Origin of the sequence: Stutzerimonas kirkiae, assembly GCF_004327335.1 — a bacterium.
GTDB classification, from domain to species: domain Bacteria; phylum Pseudomonadota; class Gammaproteobacteria; order Pseudomonadales; family Pseudomonadaceae; genus Stutzerimonas; species Stutzerimonas kirkiae.
On record NZ_QJUO01000003.1, the window covers coordinates 151,451 to 169,122 of the forward strand.

Annotated in this window: 14 protein-coding genes and 1 pseudogene; 7 read left to right on the plus strand and 8 right to left on the minus strand. The window is 64.2% G+C overall.

Annotation, left to right across the window (positions count from 1 at the left end; genetic code table 11):
• Positions 1-308 precede the first annotated feature (308 nt).
• Entirely contained in the window at positions 309-782 is a 474-nt protein-coding gene (locus DNJ95_RS03600) for a DUF1289 domain-containing protein (protein ID WP_131183347.1), read from the plus strand.
• An 83-nt stretch (positions 783-865) separates the two neighbouring features.
• Here DNJ95_RS03600 and DNJ95_RS03605 read toward each other — a convergent pair whose 3' ends face one another.
• Together DNJ95_RS03605 and DNJ95_RS03610 are read right to left on the minus strand one after the other, a co-directional pair.
• Positions 866-2,497: a methyl-accepting chemotaxis protein gene (locus tag DNJ95_RS03605; protein ID WP_165491538.1), complete on the minus strand. Its 1,632-nt coding sequence runs from the start codon at positions 2,495-2,497 to the stop codon at positions 866-868.
• Positions 2,498-3,263: 766 nt separating this feature from the next.
• Positions 3,264-4,127 carry a universal stress protein gene (locus DNJ95_RS03610; RefSeq protein WP_131183349.1) on the minus strand — a complete coding sequence of 288 codons (864 nt, stop codon included), beginning with the start codon at positions 4,125-4,127 and terminating at the stop codon, positions 3,264-3,266.
• A 152-nt stretch (positions 4,128-4,279) separates the two neighbouring features.
• Here DNJ95_RS03610 and DNJ95_RS03615 point away from each other — a divergent pair, with 152 nt between their 5' ends.
• Positions 4,280-4,897, plus strand: coding sequence for a MiaE family protein (locus tag DNJ95_RS03615; RefSeq protein ID WP_131183350.1), 618 nt, complete (start codon positions 4,280-4,282; stop codon positions 4,895-4,897).
• Positions 4,898-4,951: 54 nt separating this feature from the next.
• Here the strand turns inward: DNJ95_RS03615 and lpxH are convergent, their stop codons facing one another.
• Entirely contained in the window at positions 4,952-5,677 is a 726-nt protein-coding gene (gene lpxH, locus DNJ95_RS03620; protein WP_131183351.1) for a UDP-2,3-diacylglucosamine diphosphatase, read from the minus strand.
• A complete protein-coding gene (locus DNJ95_RS03625) occupies positions 5,674-6,168 on the minus strand; it encodes a peptidylprolyl isomerase (RefSeq protein ID WP_131183352.1) in 495 nt (164 codons plus the stop codon). Before DNJ95_RS03625 ends, lpxH begins: the two co-directional genes overlap by 4 nt.
• A 176-nt stretch (positions 6,169-6,344) precedes the next feature.
• Here DNJ95_RS03625 and DNJ95_RS03630 point away from each other — a divergent pair, with 176 nt between their 5' ends.
• The 4 genes and pseudogenes from DNJ95_RS03630 to DNJ95_RS03645 all read left to right on the plus strand — a co-directional run bounded on the left by DNJ95_RS03630 (position 6,345) and on the right by DNJ95_RS03645 (position 11,175).
• On the plus strand, positions 6,345-8,015 hold the full coding sequence (locus DNJ95_RS03630; protein WP_131183353.1) for a glutamine--tRNA ligase/YqeY domain fusion protein: 1,671 nt from the start codon (positions 6,345-6,347) through the stop codon (positions 8,013-8,015).
• Positions 8,015-9,363: pseudogene (gene cysS / locus DNJ95_RS03635) on the plus strand (cysteine--tRNA ligase). Before DNJ95_RS03630 ends, cysS begins: the two are co-directional and overlap by 1 nt.
• Before the next feature lie 236 nt (positions 9,364-9,599).
• On the plus strand, positions 9,600-10,181 hold the full coding sequence (locus tag DNJ95_RS03640; RefSeq protein WP_131183354.1) for an RBBP9/YdeN family alpha/beta hydrolase: 582 nt from the start codon (positions 9,600-9,602) through the stop codon (positions 10,179-10,181).
• 52 nt (positions 10,182-10,233) lie between these two features.
• A complete protein-coding gene (locus tag DNJ95_RS03645; protein WP_131183355.1) occupies positions 10,234-11,175 on the plus strand; it encodes a sigma 54-interacting transcriptional regulator in 942 nt (313 codons plus the stop codon).
• A 108-nt stretch (positions 11,176-11,283) separates the two neighbouring features.
• Here the strand turns inward: DNJ95_RS03645 and DNJ95_RS03650 are convergent, their stop codons facing one another.
• The 4 genes from DNJ95_RS03650 to DNJ95_RS03665 all read right to left on the minus strand — a co-directional run bounded on the left by DNJ95_RS03650 (position 11,284) and on the right by DNJ95_RS03665 (position 14,729).
• Complete coding sequence (locus tag DNJ95_RS03650; RefSeq protein ID WP_131183356.1) at positions 11,284-11,898, minus strand: DUF4136 domain-containing protein; 615 nt, start codon at positions 11,896-11,898, stop codon at positions 11,284-11,286.
• 22 nt (positions 11,899-11,920) lie between these two features.
• Entirely contained in the window at positions 11,921-12,670 is a 750-nt protein-coding gene (locus tag DNJ95_RS03655) for a methyltransferase domain-containing protein (protein ID WP_131183357.1), read from the minus strand.
• A complete protein-coding gene (locus DNJ95_RS03660; RefSeq protein ID WP_131183358.1) occupies positions 12,667-12,972 on the minus strand; it encodes a nucleotide pyrophosphohydrolase in 306 nt (101 codons plus the stop codon). The genes DNJ95_RS03655 and DNJ95_RS03660 overlap by 4 nt, the downstream gene beginning before the upstream one ends.
• 173 nt (positions 12,973-13,145) lie before the next feature.
• Entirely contained in the window at positions 13,146-14,729 is a 1,584-nt protein-coding gene (locus tag DNJ95_RS03665) for a peptide chain release factor 3 (RefSeq protein WP_131183359.1), read from the minus strand.
• Positions 14,730-15,030: 301 nt separating this feature from the next.
• Here DNJ95_RS03665 and DNJ95_RS03670 point away from each other — a divergent pair, with 301 nt between their 5' ends.
• Complete coding sequence (locus tag DNJ95_RS03670) at positions 15,031-17,562, plus strand: PepSY domain-containing protein (RefSeq protein ID WP_131183360.1); 2,532 nt, start codon at positions 15,031-15,033, stop codon at positions 17,560-17,562.
• Positions 17,563-17,672 lie beyond the last annotated feature (110 nt).

Consider the following 17,672-nt stretch of genomic DNA (forward strand, 5'->3'; position numbering starts at 1 on the left):
CGGGTCGATGAGAGCGGGTGGCGGAGGAGGGGGCGCGCACCCGGCTCTGGACCGGTTCAACTGTGCCGTGACGCTTTGAAAACAGCTTCGCAAGGATAGTGGTGCCGAAAACGGCGTGCCGATTCTACTGGATCGGCATCATAAAGTTAAGCCGCAACACCGTCGGCAAGGCTTTCTGCCGTCTGTCGGCGATCCGTGCCGGAGCTGCGTGGCACCTGGCTTGCAATACTTTCGGGGGCGCGCGGGGTGACCCTGCTAGGACAAAAGTCTAAGATGCCGCTACCGTTCGTATCGACGTTTCGCTCCCCATGTCTTCTTCGCGTATCAAAACCCCCTGTGTCGGTCTCTGCTCGACGGTCTATGGCGATCTGGTCTGTCGTGGCTGCAAGCGTTTCCATCATGAGGTGGTGAACTGGAACGCCTACGACGAGGAGCAGAAGCGCTCGGTCTGCCGCCGGCTCGAGGTGCTGCTGGTGCAGGTGATGATGGCCAAGCTCGAGGTGTTCGACAGCGACTTGCTGCGTAGCCAGTTGCAGGGCCGCAACGTGCGTTTCGTGCCCGAGCAGTCGCCCTATTGCTGGGCCTATCAATTGATTGCCCGCGGCGCGCGCCTGATCCAGCAGACGGAAGCCTATGGCGTGGCGCTGCTGCCGGAGTTCAGGGGCTGGGAGCTGCCGCGCCTGCGCGATGCCATCGACCGGGAATTCTTCCTGCTGTCCGAGGCGCATTATGAGCGTTATATCGCGCCGGGTTTTCTGCGCGAGGTGCTGGCGGGCCGATAACTGCGATGGTTCCGGGCGTTGTCCGGGGCTGGCACCCTGCGCTGTGGCGGCAGGCGCGCCAGTTTCCCGGCGAACGCCTGGCTTCAACTGATATGGAAACGTTGCACCTGGCTTTCCAGGGTCTGGACGATGCTTTCCAGGGCCTGGGTGGCGGCGGTATTGCTCTGGATGGCTTCGGAAGTGTCCCGCGACATCGCTGCGATCTGCTCGACATTGCGGGCGATCTCGTTGATGGCCGCTACCTGCTGTTCGGCGGCCCGCACCACGTCCCGCACGTTGTTGAGCGAGTCGGTGGATTGATGGTGAATCTCGTCGAGGCGCTCCGCCGCCTGGTTGGCCAGTTCCAGGCCGTGCTCGACCTGTGGCCCGGTGGTGTGCATGGCGGCCACGGCGTCGCGGGTTTCGCTCTGGATCAGTTCGATCATCCGGGCGATGTCCGCTGTCGCGGTGGTGGTGCGTTGTGCCAGGGAGCGCACTTCGTCGGCGACCACCGCAAAGCCCCGGCCGTTTTCGCCCGCTCTGGCGGCTTCGATCGCGGCGTTCAGGGCCAGCAGGTTGGTCTGGTCGGCGATGGCGCGGATCACCCCGGCGATGCCGGCTATCTCTTCCGAGCGGCGTTGCAGGGAGGCGATCTGTTCGGATGAGTCGGCCACGGTACGGGCCACCGTGGCCATCTCTCCGGCGGCGTTCCTTACCAGTTCCACACTGCTGCTCGACAATTCGGCGGCCTTCGCCGAATTTTCCTCGGTGTGACGGGCGATCAGCGAAACCTCGTTGATGCTGACGGTCATCTCTTCGATGCTCGCCGCCGAGGCGGTGGACAGGGAGGCCTGTTCTTCCGCGGAGCTCAGTACGCTGCGGGTCGACTGGCCAAGGTGGCCTACCCCTGCGCTGATGTTGTGGGCCGCGCTGCTGATCTGGCCGATCATCTCGCGCAGGCTCTGCTGCATGCCGCCGATATTGGCCAGGATGCTGTTCGTGCGCCGGTCGTCGACCGTCATGTTCAGGTCGCCGTTGGCGATGCGCTGCACGGTGCTGGCCACGTCGGCCGGTTCGCCGCCGAGGTTGTTCTGCAGGTGCAGGATGATCCGGTAGGCCACCGTGCTGCCGATCAGCAGGCCGATGATGCAGGAGATGATCATCAGGATGGTGAAGTTGCCTGCCACCGAACGGGCCAGTTCGGTTTCCTGCTGGCTCTTTTGTTCCTGCCAATCGATGAAGTGGTTGATGCTGGCCAGCCATTCGCGGAAGGCCGGGCGAGCATCGCGTACCAGGGTTTCGGTGACGGTCCGTAGGCTGCCGGCATGATAGCCGTGCATGATGCGCTCGATGAGAGGCAGGGTCTTGGCTTCGACCGCCTTGATCGCCTCCAGCAAATCACGCTCCTCGGCATTTACCTGGCTGGGGTTGGCGAACAGGGTATCCAGCTCCTTGGCCGCTTCGGTGTACTGCAGGGTCAGCCGGTCGATTTCCGCCAGGGTCTTCTCCAGCTCGGCTTCGTCATCCAGCAGGACCAGGTCGCGCAGGGCAATGGCCCGATCGTGCACGCTGCCGCGGAAGTTGATCGCCTGGCGCTGTTTGAGGGCGTTGACGTCGGTGATCTCGGTCAGGGTCGCGTCGATGATCCCCACCTCGCGGCTGCCCACCAGGGCGACAGCGACCATAAGCGCCAGCATCAGGCCGAAACCCAGGGCCAGGCGTGTACTGATCTTCATTCGGGAGTGCTCCTTCATCGTATATTTATCTGTGAATCATTGTGTCGTCATATGCAGGCCGATATATGGAGCCGAGTAGCCGGCTACCCATCTATCTGCTTTTTCTTGATGGGGGCTGTTTGTACTCGTTAATTGTTTTTATGACGCCATAAGTTTGTCTTTGTCGTTTGTGGGTATCGGTCTTTCACTCGACTGAGGAGGCCTGCTTGTTCTGCTGAATGTCCGTGCGGGAAAGGCTTTTGCTCACGATCCTGAAGTCTCTGGATTTGCGGATTGCCAGGCGGGGCGCGGTGTCAGGGCTTGAATGAACATGTTGTCTCGGTAGTGGATCAGTCGATCCAGGCTCCCAGGCGCCAGTATATGGCCAATCGCTATATATGTCTTTTTTATATTGCCGGATATCAAGTGGTTATGTTTCGTCTGGTATGAAGATGCAGCGATGCGGATTGCCAATAGTGTTCGTTCGTTATGTGCCAGCCTGTGGCCCTGCGTATGAGCGGAATTTGGATCTATCGATCCACCGGTAAAGTATTGGCAGGGGCGGGCTTGCCCGCGAAGCTTTTGTGGCCGGCGATGCACTGCTTGGTGGGCAAAGACCGTTCTTGCGGATGCAATAGCGCTGGAGGCTGGACGCAAGCGTGGGGCCGCCGCTATCTCTTGTCCAGCGTTCCAGTCTCCGGCGGCTTTATCGAAGCGCATTGCCCTGGATAACGACATCGCACGATCGCCCCGGGGTACGCCGGGCGCCTCCAGCGGATAGGCGGTATCAGCGCTGGGCGACCAGTTCCTCCAGATGTTCGATGATGTCATCGGGCTTGAGTACCAGTACATCGCTTTCCAGCGCGTCCAGCACCACTTCGGCGGTGTTGCCCATCAGTGCGCCAGAGAAGCCGGTGCGTGCCACCGTCCCCAGCACGGTGACGACGGCATCCAGCCGATTGCAGGCATAGGGGATCAGCGCATCGGCCGGGCCTTCCTCGATATGCAGGTGGTCGTCGGGAATGTCGAACTCGCTCTGGAACTGCCGGCAGGCGTCCCGGTAGCGTGCCTCGATGGTTTCCTTCAACTGGAAGGCCGGGTCGGCCGCCGACAGCATCGCCGCCGGGTGAGCGCTGATCACATGCAATTGCCCGCCGGCCAGCGCGGCGATGTCGTAGCCATGGTCGACGATACTGCTGTGCAGGGTACGGTGTTCGTCGTCGGCGTTGCCGACATCCACGGCGGCGAGGACGTTGCCGCCCGCCCAGGAGCGGTCGGTTTTCACCATCAGCACCGGGCAGGGGCAATAGCGCAGCAGTTTCCAGTCGTCGGGGGTGAGCAGGGCGCGTTTCAGCGGATTGTCCGGGACGTGCTGCTTGATCACCAGGCCGCAGCCTTCGGCCTGCTGTGCGTTGATGATGGTCTGGTGCACGCTGCCGTCCCAGGCTCGGCGGATGGAGACGCTATGGCCCTGTTGCTCCAGGCTTTCGCGCAGATTCTCCAGGTAGGCGCTCTGTTCCGGGCGTGCGTCGCACAGCAGCAGGTGCAGGTGCGACTGGCTGATACTGGAAATCAGGTGGGCTCGCCTGAGCGCCAGCGCTTCCGGCAAGGTGGGATCGACTACTACGAGAATGCAGCGGATGGCTTGCATGATCGGCTCCGTTTCCGGTCTGGATACTGTCCACTATAGGCAATTGGCGGCCGGTTTGGATGACGTGTATCAGTCCGGCGGCATTTTCACCCGTGCCTCCTGCGAGGGGCTCCGTATAATGCGGCCCCCTGAATCGTTCGAGGAACGTTGCCGTGCTGCCTGAAATCCATGAATTCCTGGGTTGCCGTACGCCCGATGGCTGGGTGCGGGCAGCCCTGGCCGAGCAGGATGTGATGCTGATCGATCACAAGAATTGCGAGTTCAAGGCCGCTTCGACGGCACTGAGCCTGATCGCTCGCTACAACCTGCATATCGACCTGGTGAACTACATGTCGCGTCTGGCCCGGGAAGAGCTGGTGCACCATGAGCAGGTGCTGCGTTTGATGAAGCGGCGCAAGGTCGCGCTGCGGCCCATCTCGGCCAGTCGCTATGCCTCCGGGCTGCGCAAGGTGGTGCGCAGCCATGAGCCCTGCAGGCTGGTGGATACCCTGGTGGTGGGCGCTTTTATCGAGGCGCGTTCCTGCGAGCGCTTCGAGTCGCTGGTGCCGCATCTGGACGATGAACTGGGCAAGTTCTACTTCGGCCTGCTGAAGTCCGAGGCGCGGCATTTCCAGAATTACCTGCGCTTCGCCTATCAGTATGGCGAGGCCGCCGACGTGGATCAGGTGATCGAGCGGGTAAGGGCGGTGGAGCGCGAACTGATCGAAAGCCCGGACAGCGAGTTCCGCTTCCACAGTGGGGTGCCGGCGAGCGAGCAGTCGCAAGCATGATTCGCTGCCGCCGATAACCGTGCGCATGCTCTAGATTGAAGCCCGTCGCTGCGTTCAGGCTTCGAGGGGGAAAGGCGCCTGGTGGAAGCCCTGTTCGTCGACCTGCAGCGCCCAGCCATTATTGTCCCAGTCGCCAAGAACGATGCGGCGGGCGCTTTGCCCGTCGATCCGTAGCGGGTGTTCCGCAGGGCGGTGGGTATGGCCGTGGATCAGGGTGCGTACATGCTGGCGTTGCATCAGCCTGGTCACTTCCTGCGGCGTGACATCGACGATATCGCTGGCTTTCATGCGGGTCTGTTCGCGGCTTTTCGAGCGCAGCTTGCGCCCCAGCTTCTGCCGCGTAGCCAGTGGCAGGTTGCGCAGGATCAGTAGGCTCAGCGGGTTGCGCAGCCAGCGGCGCAGGCGCATGTAGGCGATATCGCGGCTGCACAGGGCATCGCCATGGCTCAGCAGGACGGGTTCTCCGGCGATTTCCAGGCGGTATGGATCGGGTAGCAGGCGGCAGCCCGCCTCGCGGCAGAATGCCTTGCCGAGCAGGAAGTCCCGGTTGCCGTGCATCAGGAATACCTGGGTGCCGCTTTCGCCGAGCTGGCGCAGCAGGCTGGCGATGTAGTGGTGAAAGTCGCTCATGGCATCGTCGCCGACCCAGGCTTCGAAGAAGTCGCCAAGGATATACAGGGCCGATGCCTGGCGGGCGCGTTGTTCGAGGAAGCGGGCGAACGCCCGGGTGATGTCCGGGCGTTCCTGTTGCAGATGCAGATCGGAGATCAGCAGGATCATTCGATGATTTCGGCTTTCTCGATGATCACGTCTTCGACCGGCACGTCCTGGTGGCCGGATTTCATGGTGGTCGGCACGTTCTTGATGCTTTCCAGCACTTCCAGGCCCTCGGTTACCGCGCCGAATACGGCATAGCCCCAGCCCTGGGTGGTGGGGGCGCTGTGGTCGAGGAAGTCGTTGTCCTTGACGTTGATGAAGAACTGCGCGGAAGCGGAGTGAGGGTCCATGGTGCGGGCCATGGCCAGGGTGCCGGTCTTGTTGGAGAGGCCGTTGTTGGCTTCGTTCTTGATCGGCGCGCGGGTGGCCTTCTGTTTCATGCCGGGCTCGAAACCGCCGCCCTGGATCATGAAGTTGCCGATCACGCGGTGGAAGATAGTGCCGTCGTAGTGGCCGCTCTTCACGTACTCCTTGAAGTTGGCCACGGTTTCCGGGGCCTTGTCCTCGAACAGTTCGATGGTGATGTCGCCGTGATTGGTGTGCAGTTTGATCATCTGGGTTTCCGTAGTCTGTCGGGCTTGTCGTTGGGCACTATGTGAACGCCTGGCACCACGGCCTGGCGCTTTGCTCTGTCAGGGGGTTGACGGGTTCGCTATCATAAGCCCTTTATTCCGACCGGCCTACCTTGAAACGTCTCGAGGCCGCGTACCCGCAGACCATTAAGGACATCATGAGCAAGCCCGAGATCACCGCCGCCACCAACTTTCTCCGCGCCATCGTCCAGGCCGACCTGGATGCCGGCAAGCACGCGAAGATCATCACGCGTTTCCCTCCTGAGCCCAATGGCTACCTGCATATCGGCCATGCCAAGTCGATCTGCCTGAACTTCGGCCTGGCCGAGGAATTCGGCGGCCAGTGCAACCTGCGTTTCGACGATACCAACCCGGCCAAGGAGGACCAGGAGTACATCGACGCGATCAAGGCGGATGTCGAGTGGCTGGGCTTCAAGTGGGCGGGCGACGAGCATTACGCCTCGGACTACTTCGAGCAGTTGCATGCCTGGGCGGTGTATCTGATCGAGGCCGGCAAGGCCTACGTCTGCGACCTGACCCCGGAGCAGGCCCGCGAATACCGTGGCAGCCTGACCGAGCCGGGCCGCGACAGCCCGTTCCGCGAGCGCTCCGTCGCGGAGAACCTCGAGTTGTTCGCGCGCATGAAGGCCGGCGAGTTCCCCGATGGCGCGCGCGCGCTGCGGGCGAAGATCGACATGGCTTCGCCGAACATGAACCTGCGCGATCCGATCCTCTACCGGATTCGCCATGCCCACCACCACCAGACCGGCGACAAATGGTGCATCTACCCGAGCTATGACTTCACCCATGGCCAGTCGGATGCCATCGAGGGCGTCACCCACTCGATCTGCACCCTGGAGTTCGAGGACCACCGCCCGCTCTACGAGTGGTTCCTGGAAAACCTGCCGGTACCGGTGCGGCCGCGCCAGTACGAGTTCGCCCGGCTGAACCTGAACTACACCGTCACCAGCAAGCGCAAGCTCAAGCAACTGGTGGACGAGCGGCACGTAAACGGCTGGGACGATCCGCGCATGTCCACGCTGAGCGGCTTCCGCCGGCGCGGCTATACGCCGGCGTCGATCCGTACCTTCTGCGACATGATCGGCGTCAACCGCGCCGGTGGCGTGGTGGATGTCGGTATGCTGGAGTTCGCCATCCGCGACGACCTGGATGCCAACGCCGCCCGTGCCATGTGCGTGCTCAAGCCGCTCAAGGTGGTGATCACCAACTATCCCGAAGGCCAGGTCGAGCAACTGCAACTGCCGCGTCATCCCAAGCAGGACATCGGCGTGCGGGTGCTGCCGTTCTCCCGCGAGATCTACATCGACGCCAGCGACTTCGAGGAAAATCCCCCGGCCGGCTACAAGCGCCTGGTCCCTGGCGGGGAAGTGCGCCTGCGCGGCAGCTACGTGATCCGTGCCGACGAGGCGCTGAAGGATGCCGCCGGCAATATCGTCGAACTGCGCTGCAGCTACGATGAGAACACCCTGGGCAAGAACCCCGAGGGCCGCAAGGTCAAGGGGGTGATCCACTGGGTGCCGCTGGCCGAGAGCATCGAGTGCGAAGTACGCCTGTACGACCGGTTGTTCAAGTCGGCCAACCCGGAGAAGGCCGAACAGGGCGGCAGTTTCCTCGACAATATCAACCCGGACTCGCTGGTCGTCCTCCAGGGCTGCCGCGCCGAGCCGTCGCTGGCCAGCGCCACGCCGCAGGAGCGTTTCCAGTTCGAGCGCGAGGGCTACTTCTGCGCCGACTCCCGCGACAGTGGGCCGGATGCCTTGGTGTTCAACCGCACTGTGACCCTGCGCGACTCCTGGGGAGGGCAGTGATGGCCCTGTCGATCTACAACACCCTGAGCAAGACCAAGGAGCCCTTCAGGCCGCTGGTCGGCAACCAGGTGCGGCTGTATGTCTGCGGCATGACCGTCTATGACTTCTGCCATATCGGCCATGCGCGGGTGATGGTCGCCTTCGACGTGGTGACGCGCTGGCTGCGCGCGCGCGGCTACGAGGTGACCTATGTGCGCAACATCACCGATATCGACGACAAGATCATCCGCCGCGCGAATGACAACGGCGAGCCGTTCGAGGCACTGGTCGAACGCATGATCGCCGCCATGCACGAGGACGAAGCGCGCCTGAACGTGTTGCGCCCGGACATCGAGCCGCGTGCCACCGGGCATATCGACGGCATGCAGGCGATGATCCGCACGCTGATCGACAAGGGCTTCGCCTATGCCCCCGGCAACGGCGATGTCTACTACCGGGTCGGCAGGTTCGCCGGTTACGGCAAGCTGTCGCGGCGCAGGATCGAGGACCTGCGCATCGGCGCGCGGGTCGAAGTGGACGAGGCCAAGGACGATCCGCTGGACTTCGCCCTGTGGAAGGGCGCCAAGCCCGGCGAGCCGAGCTGGCCGTCGCCCTGGGGCGCCGGGCGTCCGGGCTGGCATATCGAATGCTCGGTGATGTCCACCTGCTGCCTGGGCGATACCTTCGATATCCATGGCGGCGGGCCGGACCTGGTGTTCCCGCACCACGAGAACGAGATCGCGCAGAGCGAGGCGGCCACCGGCAAGCCTTACGCCAATGCCTGGATGCATGCCGGCGCGGTGCGGGTGGATGGCGAGAAGATGTCCAAGAGCCTGGGCAACTTCTTCACCATCCGCGAGGTGCTGGAGAAATATCATCCGGAAGTGGTGCGCTACCTGCTGGTGTCCAGCCACTACCGCAGCCCGATCAACTATTCGGAAGACAGCCTGCGCGAGGCGCGTGCCGCGCTGGAGCGTTTCTACCAGGCGTTGCGTGGCCTGCCGCAGGTGCCGCCGCCATGGATGACGACTTCAATACTCCGGAAGCCTGCGCCGTGCTGTTCGAGCTGGCGCGCGAGATCAACCGCTTGCGCGACGGCGATGCGGCGGCCGCCGCCGGGCTGGCGGCCCGTCTGCGGGAGCTGGCCGACAGCCTCGGGGTGCTGGGCCTGGAGGCGGATGTCTTCCTGCAGGGGCAGGCGGCCGGCAAGGTCGATGCGCAACAGGTCGAAGCCCTTGTGGCCGCGCGCCTGCAGGCGCGGGCGGAGAAGAACTGGGCCGAGTCGGACCGCATTCGCGACCAACTGGTCGGACTGGGCGTGGTGCTCGAGGACGGCAAGGGCGGGACGACCTGGCGCCTGGCCGATTGAGGCGGCAGGTTTCGCGGCGGGCCGATGGGCTTGAGGTGAAGCGCACCCCGCTGTGGCTTCCAGCCTGCCGCTTGCCGCCGCTCCTGCGTCCAGGAACCTGGCAAGGTGTTTCCTCGGGTGGCGTTTTCATCGGTATTGATTTGTTTTTTTTGGAATAAACAAATAATTTCTTATTCCTTAACATGCTGTCCCTGCCGCTCTAGACTGGTGCCAAATCCAGTTCCGAGAGGTGTGCCATGCGCAGCCAGAGCATTCGTTACCTGATCCTGCCCGGCTGGCAGGGGTCGCCGCAAGAGCACTGGCAGAGCCATTGGCAGCGTTGCCTGCCGAATGCCGGTAGGGTGCAGCAACGGGACTGGGACCAGCCCGATGCGGAAAGCTGGGTGCAGTCGCTGGAGGACAGTATCCTCGCCGAGAATACCCCGGTGATCCTGATCGCCCACAGCCTCGGTTGCGTCACGGTGGCGCGCTGGGCGGCCCGGGCCAGCAGTGATGTGCTGGCGAAGGTGCGTGGTGCCCTGCTGGTCGCCCCTGCCGATGTCGAGCGCCCGGCTTGCCCGCCCGCCTTGCAGGGCTTCGCACCGATTCCGCTGCAGCCGCTGCCGTTTCCCTGCCAACTGGTCGGCTCCGACAACGATTCGGCGGCAAGCGCTGCCCGGGCGTTGGAGTTGGCTCGTGGCTGGGGCGCCGAGGCGGCGATCCTTACCGATGCCGGTCATATCAATGTCAAGTCCGGGCATCGGCGCTGGGAGCAGGGTTTCGTTTATCTATACCGATTGCAACGGCGCATCGAACAACTGGCAAGGCGTCGGGCTTGAAGGCTGCGCAGTCGTTACACCGAGCCTGCTGGCTCATTCTCAGGAGAGCACGATGAGTCGCCCCGCAGTACCCCAGCAACCCCTGCTGACCTTTCCCGATGCGGAAAGAAGCCCACTGAGCATTCGTGCCAAGGCACTGGTGTTCGTCGACCCGCGTTCGCGCGAGCTGCGCAAGGAGGTCGAGCGGCTGGCGATCCGCCCGGCTCCGGTGCTGATACAGGGTGAAACCGGCAGCGGCAAGGAGCTGCTGGCGCGTCATATCCACAATGCCAGCGAACGTTCCGGCCTGTTCGTGGCGCTGAGTTGCAGCGGCCTCGGGGCGCGCACCGCCCAGGCGGAGTTGTTCGGCTACGTCACGGCCGGCCAGGAAAGCACCGTGGCTGGTCGTGCCGGCTGGTTCGGTTCGGCCAATGGCGGCACGCTCTATCTCGACGAGATCGGCGATCTGTCACTGGGCTTGCAGGAGCAACTGCTGCAGGCGCTGGAAACCGGCGAGGTGTTGCGGGTCGGTGCCAATCGCGCCACGCCGGTCGATGTGCGGGTGGTGGCGGCCACCAGTATCGACCTGGCCCAGGCCGTCGCGGCGGGCAAGTTCAGCGAGCGGCTCTACCAGTACCTTGGCGATGGCCTGTTGAGCCTGCCGCCGCTGCGCGAGCGAGTGGGCGATATCCTGCCGATGGCCGAGTATTTCCTCGGCATCCATGCGCAGCGGCTGGGCCTGGCGTTCCCTATCATCGGCGAGAGGGCGCAACGGACCCTGGAGGCCTATTCCTGGCCGGGCAATACCCGGGAACTGGAGAACATCATTCATTTCGCCCTGCTGGTCAGTACAGGCGACGAGATCGAGCCCAGGCACCTCAATCTGCCGGGTATCGGCGATCCGCTGGCGCTGCTGGAAAGCGGTTTCCGTCAGGCGCTGGCAGTGGATGACGCATCGCTGCGGGAGCGGTTGGGACGGTGGCTGCGCGAGGCCTCGCAACGCCTCGAGGGTTGATGCGGGGGGCGCCGTGCGAACGCTCGACGTGGCGCCATCCCCTGGTGCGCGCTGCGCACCCTACGCAAAGCCGCTGTTATCCACCGCGGCTTGATCCGTGACGCGACCCTAACCCGGCGGGTAGTCGGCCAGGGCGCGGCGGGTCGCATCGCGTAGCGCCTCCCGCCGCTCCATCTGCTTGTCGCTGCTGCGCGCCTCGGCCTGGTTGCTCCAGACGGTCTGCCCGTTGCGGCTGTCCAGCAGCTCCAGGTAGACCACCAGCACATTCTCTTCATAGTTGCGCACTACCGGTGCGCGTCCCCAGGCCCCGTAGTCCCTGCCGTAGCGCCCATGGCCGTAATAGGTGCCGTAGTCGTCATAGACCTGGCGCACGCGTTTTTCCTGGCGGACGCTGGCTTTCAGCTTCAGGTCGGCCTGGGCTTGTGCGCTGGCGGGGCGCAGGCCGCGTTGTTCCAGGGCATCGGCGATGATCTCCTGGATTTCCTCGCTGCCAATGGAAGCGCTGGACGCGGGGCGTGCCTGCCAGCTCCAGCTACGGTAGCTGGAGAACGCCAGGGGAGCGGCGGGATAGGGGCCGTCGATCCGCTGCGTGCCCTGGGGTTCGGCGGGCAGCGGGGCGCTTTGCGGCTGGTAAGGGTTGCTGCCCTGGCAGGCCGTGAGCAATGCCAGGCAGGTCAGGATGCCCAGGCGAAGCCATTTCGACGACAGGGGTATGGAAGTCATGGCCTTGTTCCTCCGGCGGGTTTCAGCGTGGGCGGCACAGCCAGTGTAGATACCGTCCCAGCCCTGCGAAAGCCGGGTGGCGGCGGTGTGCCAGCTCCATTTCGAGCAGCGCCTGGGTATCGGCGCGTGCCTGGAAGTCGGCAGGCATGTAGTCATGGAATACACGGATGCCGCTGCGATGTTCGACCTGCCAGAGCCCTTCGAGTTGCTTGTCCAGCAGGCGAGGGTCCAGGGGTTGCTGTGGGGTCAGGCTCTGGCCCTCTCCAGCATAGACCTGGCTGCGCAGCTTCTTGAAATGGCCTTTCAGCAGGTTGCGATAGATCAGCGCATCGCGGTTGTAGAAGGCCAGGGACAGCCAGCCGCCAGGCGCGGTGAAGCGGTGCAGGGCCGGCAGGATCGCCTGGGGCTCGGCCAGCCATTCGAGTACCGCATGGCACAGCACCAGGTCGTAGTGGCTGTCGAGGTGCGCACCCAGTTCCTGCCACGGCGCCTGGATGAAACGGGCCTGCAGGTTCGCTTCGCTGAAGCGCTGGCGTGCGCCATCGAGCATGGGTGCGGCCGGCTCGGCCAGGGTGACGCAGTGCCCCAGGGCCGCCAGCCACAGGCTCATATGGCCGAGCCCGGCGCCGATATCGAGTACCCGCAACGGCTTTTGCGGCAGCACCTCGGCCAGGTCTTCCTGCAATACCGCCAGGCGGATCGCACCCTTGGCGCCGCCGTAGATCTTCTCGGCGAAACGTGTGGCCAGTTCGTCGAAATGGCGGTCGCTCATCGGGCGAAACGCCGCTCGTTGTCGGCCAGCTTGGCCAGCAGCGCCTGTTCCATGTCGATGCCCAGTTCGCTGCACAGCAGCATCAGGTACATGAGGACGTCGGCGACTTCCTGGCCGGCGTGCTCGAGCTGTTCTGCGCTCAGTTGCCGCGCCTGTTCGGGCTCCAGCCACTGGAAGATCTCCACCAGCTCGGCCATTTCCACGCTGGCGGCCATGGCCAGGTTCTTCGGATTGTGGAACGGCCGCCACTGGTTGGCGTCGCGGATGGCATGCAGGCGGGCGAGGAGGTTGGGCAGGTTCATAGAGTAGCCTCAAGCTGCAAGCTGCAAGCCACTTGGCGCTTGTGGCTGGCAGATTACGGCTGTATCGAGTATCGCAAAAAGCGGTCTGGCGGGTGCGCCGCGCGCACCTGAATAACCGGTGGCGCTATCCGGCAAGCTGCAAGCCACTTGACGCTTGCAGCTTACAACTGCATTTAGTGGTGTTCACGGGTGGCGCGGAAGTCGATATCCGGCCAGCGTTCTTCCATCAGGTTCAGGTTCACGCGGGTCGGCGCCAGGTAGGTGAGGTGGCCGCCGCCGTCGATGGCCAGGTTCTCGTAGGCCTTGTCCTTGAACTCCTTGAGCTTTTTCTCGTCCTTGCACTCGATCCAGCGCGCCGACCAGACGTTGATCGCCTCGTAGGCGCACTCGACCTTGTATTCCTCCTTCAGGCGGCTGGCGACCACGTCGAACTGCAGCACACCCACAGCGCCGAGGATGATGTCGTTGTTGCGCTCGGGGAAGAACACCTGGGTGGCGCCTTCCTCGGCCAGTTCCTGCAGGCCCTGGCGCAGTTGCTTGGACTTCAACGGGTCCTTCAGGCGCACGCGGCGGAACAGTTCCGGGGCGAAGTGCGGGATGCCGGTGAAGCCGAGCGCTTCGCCTTCGCTGAAGGTGTCGCCGATCTGGATGGTGCCGTGGTTGTGCAGGCCGATGATGTCGCCGGCCCAGGCTTCATCGAGCTGTTCGCGTTCGGAGGAGAAGAAGGTCAGGGCGTCGGCGATCTTCACGTCCTTGCCCAGGCGCACGTGGCGCAGCTTCATGCCTTTTTCGTAGCGGCCCGAGCAGATGCGCATGAAGGCGATGCGGTCGCGGTGCTTGGGGTCCATGTTCGCCTGGATCTTGAACACGAAGCCGCTGAATTTCTCCTCGGTCGGCAGCACCAGGCGTTCGTTGGCTTCGCGTGGCAGCGGGCGCGGCGCCCAGTCGGTGATGGCGTCGAGTACATGGTCGACGCCGAAGTTGCCCAGCGCCGTGCCGAAGAACACCGGGGTCATCTCGCCCTTGAGGAAGGCCTCGGCGTCGAACGCGTGGCAAGCGCCCTGGACCAGCTCCAGTTGTTCCAGGAAGTCGTCGTACATGTCGCCCAGGTGCGCGCGGGCTTCGTCCGAGTCCAGCTTCTCGATGATCCTGGCTTCGGTGCGCTCATGGCCGTGGCCCGGGGTGTAGACGACGATGCGGTCTTCGTTCAGGTGGTAGACGCCCTTGAAGTCCCGGTAGCAGCCGATCGGCCAGGTGATGGGGGCGGCCTTGATCTTCAGCACCGCCTCGATCTCGTCGAGCAGTTCGATGGGGTCGCGGATATCGCGGTCGAGCTTGTTGATGAAGCTGACGATCGGCGTATCGCGCAGCCGGCAGACATCCATCAGGGCGATGGTGCGCGGCTCGACGCCCTTGCCGCCGTCGAGCACCATCAGCGCCGAGTCCACCGCGGTCAGGGTACGGTAGGTGTCTTCCGAGAAGTCTTCGTGGCCGGGGGTATCGAGCAGGTTGATCATGTGCTCGCGATAGGGGAACTGCATCACCGAGGTGGTGATGGAGATACCGCGCTGTTTCTCCATTTCCATCCAGTCGGAGGTGGCATGCCGGTCGGATTTGCGCGACTTGACCGTGCCGGCCACGGCGATGGCCTGGCCCATCAGCAGCAGGCGCTCGGTGATGGTGGTCTTGCCCGCATCGGGGTGGGAAATGATGGCGAATGTGCGGCGCTTGGCGACTTCGGTGGCCTGGGTGGTCATGATCGGTGCCTGATGAATATGGGGTGCATGGCAAAGCCGGCGATTATAGCGTCAACCACCCGTTCCAGGGTGGCGGTTGGCGTTATGCGCTTGAAGAACCGATAAAAGCGCTGGAGGCTGGAAAGCTGGACGAAAAACACCGGTTGCCACGCTCTTTCGTCCAGCCGTCCAGCGCTTTTAGCGAAGGCTTTAGCCGATAGCGCGATTGCCCTGCAATTTTCGCGACACACGGTCATGGACGAATGCTTCTCATATATAGTGGCGCCCCATCGTCAATGGCTCACATCAGGACCGTTACATCGTGCTCAAGAAAATCATCTTCCAGTTGCACTGGTTCTTCGGTATCAGTGCCGGCCTGGTGCTGGCCGTCATGGGGGTGACCGGCGCCCTCTACAGCTTCGAAGGCGAGATACTGCGCCTGCTCAATGCCGATCGCTGGCAGGTGCGGGTGAGCGAAGAGGGCCGGCTGGAGCCGGCCGAGCTGGTGGCGAAGGTCGAGGCGGCCACTGGCGACAAGGTCAGCGGGATCTGGCTGGATGGCCGGCATGAGGGCCCGGGCAGGGTGTTCCTGACTCCGCCGGCGGGTGAGCGGCGAGGCCCGATGCACAATTTCGATCCCTATACCGGAGAGTTGTTCGCCGAGCCGCTGGGCGAGGAGTTCTTCCGGGTGGTGATGCAACTGCACCGTTGGCTGGCAATGGGCGATATCGGCAAGCAGATCACCGCGGCCAGTACCCTGGCGCTGATCTTTTTCTGCCTCTCCGGCCTCTACCTGCGCTGGCCGCGCCAGGCCGGCAACTGGCGCGCCTGGCTGACCCTGGACTGGGCGAAGAGTGGCCGTAGCTTCAACTGGGACCTGCACGCGGTGATCGGCACCTGGGTATTGCTGTTCTACCTGTGCGCGGCCCTGACCGGGTTGTACTGGTCCTATGGCTGGTACCGTGACGGGCTGACCAGGTTGCTGTCGGACAGCCCGGCCGAGCAGCGCGATGGCGGCGGCCGCCGTGGCGAGCGGGCAGCGCCTGCCGCGACGCCCCCGGAGGTCGACTACGTGGCGCTCTGGCAGGGCGTCAGGCAGGCCGTGGGGGCGGACATGGCGGCCTGGAACCTGCGTCTGCCGCCGGTGGCGGGGCAGCCGGCGACGGTTTCCTACGTGCTGCGCGATGCCGAACACGCGCGGGCCTTCAACCAGTTGCGCATCGACCCGCAGAGCGGTGTGGTCAGCCACCACGAGCGCTATGCCGACAAGAGCTTCAGGGCGCAGTTGCTGGCCAGTGTCTATGCCCTGCATTCGGGCGAGTATTTCGGCCTGCCGGGGCGGATCCTGATGCTGCTGGCCAGTGCGGCGATGCCGCTGTTCTTCATCACCGGCTGGCTACTCTACCTCGACCGGCGGCGCAAGCAGCGCGCGGTGCGGTTGGCGCGCGGGGCACTGGCGGGCAGTACGTCGGCGGAGGGCTGGCTGGTGGGCTTCGCCAGCCAGAGCGGCTATGCCGAACAGCTTGCCTGGCAGAGTGCCGGCCAGTTGCAGGCCGCCGGTATTCCCGTGCGGGTCGAGCCGCTGTCGCGCCTCGATGGCGACAGCCTGCGCCAGGTGAGCAATGCGTTGTTCGTGGTGAGTACCTTCGGTGATGGCGAGGCGCCGGACAGTGCGCAGGGTTTCGAACGCAGGGTCCTCGGCTCTTGCTTGCCGCTGGAGCGCTTGAACTATGCGCTGCTGGCGCTGGGGGACCGGCAGTATCGGCATTTCTGCGGTTTTGCCCGGCGTGTCGACGACTGGCTGGGCCGGCAGGGGGCGCATAGCCTGTGCGAGCGTGTCGAAGTCGACGCGGAGGATAACGCCGCCCTGCAACGCTGGCAGCAGCGCCTGGGCGAACTGACCGGTACGGTCCCGCTGGCGTTCAGTGAGGCGCCCTGGCGCGACTGGGCCCTGCTGCATCGGCAATGCCTCAACCCGGGCAGCCAGGGTGGGCCGGTCTTCCATATTACCCTGGCGCCGCCACCGCTCACGACCTGGGAGGCCGGCGATATCCTGGAAATCCGTCCACGCCATCCGCAGGAGCGGGTTGAGGAGTGGCTGCTGCACCATGGGCTCGATGGAACGGTGCCGGTAATGCTGGACGGACTGCCGGCGAGCCTGGTCGAGGCGCTGTGCCAGCGGCAGTTGCCGGATACCTTCGGCCATCTGGTCGGCCTGCATGCCCAGGCACTGGTCGATACGCTGGTGCCGCTGGGAGCGCGTGAATATTCCATTGCCTCGGTGGCCGCCGATGGTGCGCTGGAGCTGATCGTGCGGCAGGAGCGGCGCAGCGATGGCAGCCTGGGCCTCGGCTCCGGCTGGCTGACGGCCTACCTGGCGGAGGGCGGCCAGGTTGCGGGGCGGTTGCGGCGTAACAGCGGTTTCCACCTGCCGGACGATGATCGTCCGTTGATCCTGATCGGTAACGGCACCGGCCTGGCCGGCTTGCGTTCGCTGCTGCGCGCGCGCGTGCTGGCGGGTCGGCGGAACAACTGGCTGTTGTTCGGGGAGCGCAGCCGGGCCCACGATTTCTTCTGCGGTATGGAGTTGGAGGCGGCTCTGGCTGGCGGTGACCTGCAACACCTCGATCTGGCGTTCTCCCGGGACCAGGCTGCCAAGGTCTATGTCCAGGACCTGTTGCGGCAGCGCTCCGGGCGCTTGCGCGAGTGGCTGGACGAGGGGGCGGCGCTGTATGTCTGTGGCAGCCTGGGCGGTATGGCTGCTGGTGTCGATGAGACACTGCAGGAACTGTTGGGGGCTGAGGCGGTGCGGGCACTGGTCGAGGATGGCCGCTACAGGCGCGACGTGTATTAAATGGCCGCATGGGACGGGGAGCGCCAGGCGCGCCCTGTTCTCCGCTCGACTGGCCGTATCGCCGAGCCGGCTGCTTTGGATCAAGTCATCCGGCTATGGCCCTTGATATC

Bases quoted from the DNA above. Each gene is read 5' to 3' on its own strand.
- DNJ95_RS03600 (WP_131183347.1), top strand. From the start codon at position 309: ATGTCTTCTTCGCGTATCAAAACCCCCTGTGTCGGTCTCTGCTCGACG.
- DNJ95_RS03605 (WP_165491538.1), bottom strand. From the start codon at position 2,497: ATGAAGATCAGTACACGCCTGGCCCTGGGTTTCGGCCTGATGCTGGCG.
- DNJ95_RS03610 (WP_131183349.1), bottom strand. From the start codon at position 4,127: ATGCAAGCCATCCGCTGCATTCTCGTAGTAGTCGATCCCACCTTGCCG.
- lpxH (WP_131183351.1), bottom strand. From the start codon at position 5,677: ATGATCCTGCTGATCTCCGATCTGCATCTGCAACAGGAACGCCCGGAC.
- DNJ95_RS03625 (WP_131183352.1), bottom strand. From the start codon at position 6,168: ATGATCAAACTGCACACCAATCACGGCGACATCACCATCGAACTGTTC.
- DNJ95_RS03630 (WP_131183353.1), top strand. From the start codon at position 6,345: ATGAGCAAGCCCGAGATCACCGCCGCCACCAACTTTCTCCGCGCCATC.
- DNJ95_RS03640 (WP_131183354.1), top strand. From the start codon at position 9,600: ATGCGCAGCCAGAGCATTCGTTACCTGATCCTGCCCGGCTGGCAGGGG.
- DNJ95_RS03645 (WP_131183355.1), top strand. From the start codon at position 10,234: ATGAGTCGCCCCGCAGTACCCCAGCAACCCCTGCTGACCTTTCCCGAT.
- DNJ95_RS03650 (WP_131183356.1), bottom strand. From the start codon at position 11,898: ATGACTTCCATACCCCTGTCGTCGAAATGGCTTCGCCTGGGCATCCTG.
- DNJ95_RS03655 (WP_131183357.1), bottom strand. From the start codon at position 12,670: ATGAGCGACCGCCATTTCGACGAACTGGCCACACGTTTCGCCGAGAAG.
- DNJ95_RS03660 (WP_131183358.1), bottom strand. From the start codon at position 12,972: ATGAACCTGCCCAACCTCCTCGCCCGCCTGCATGCCATCCGCGACGCC.
- DNJ95_RS03665 (WP_131183359.1), bottom strand. From the start codon at position 14,729: ATGACCACCCAGGCCACCGAAGTCGCCAAGCGCCGCACATTCGCCATC.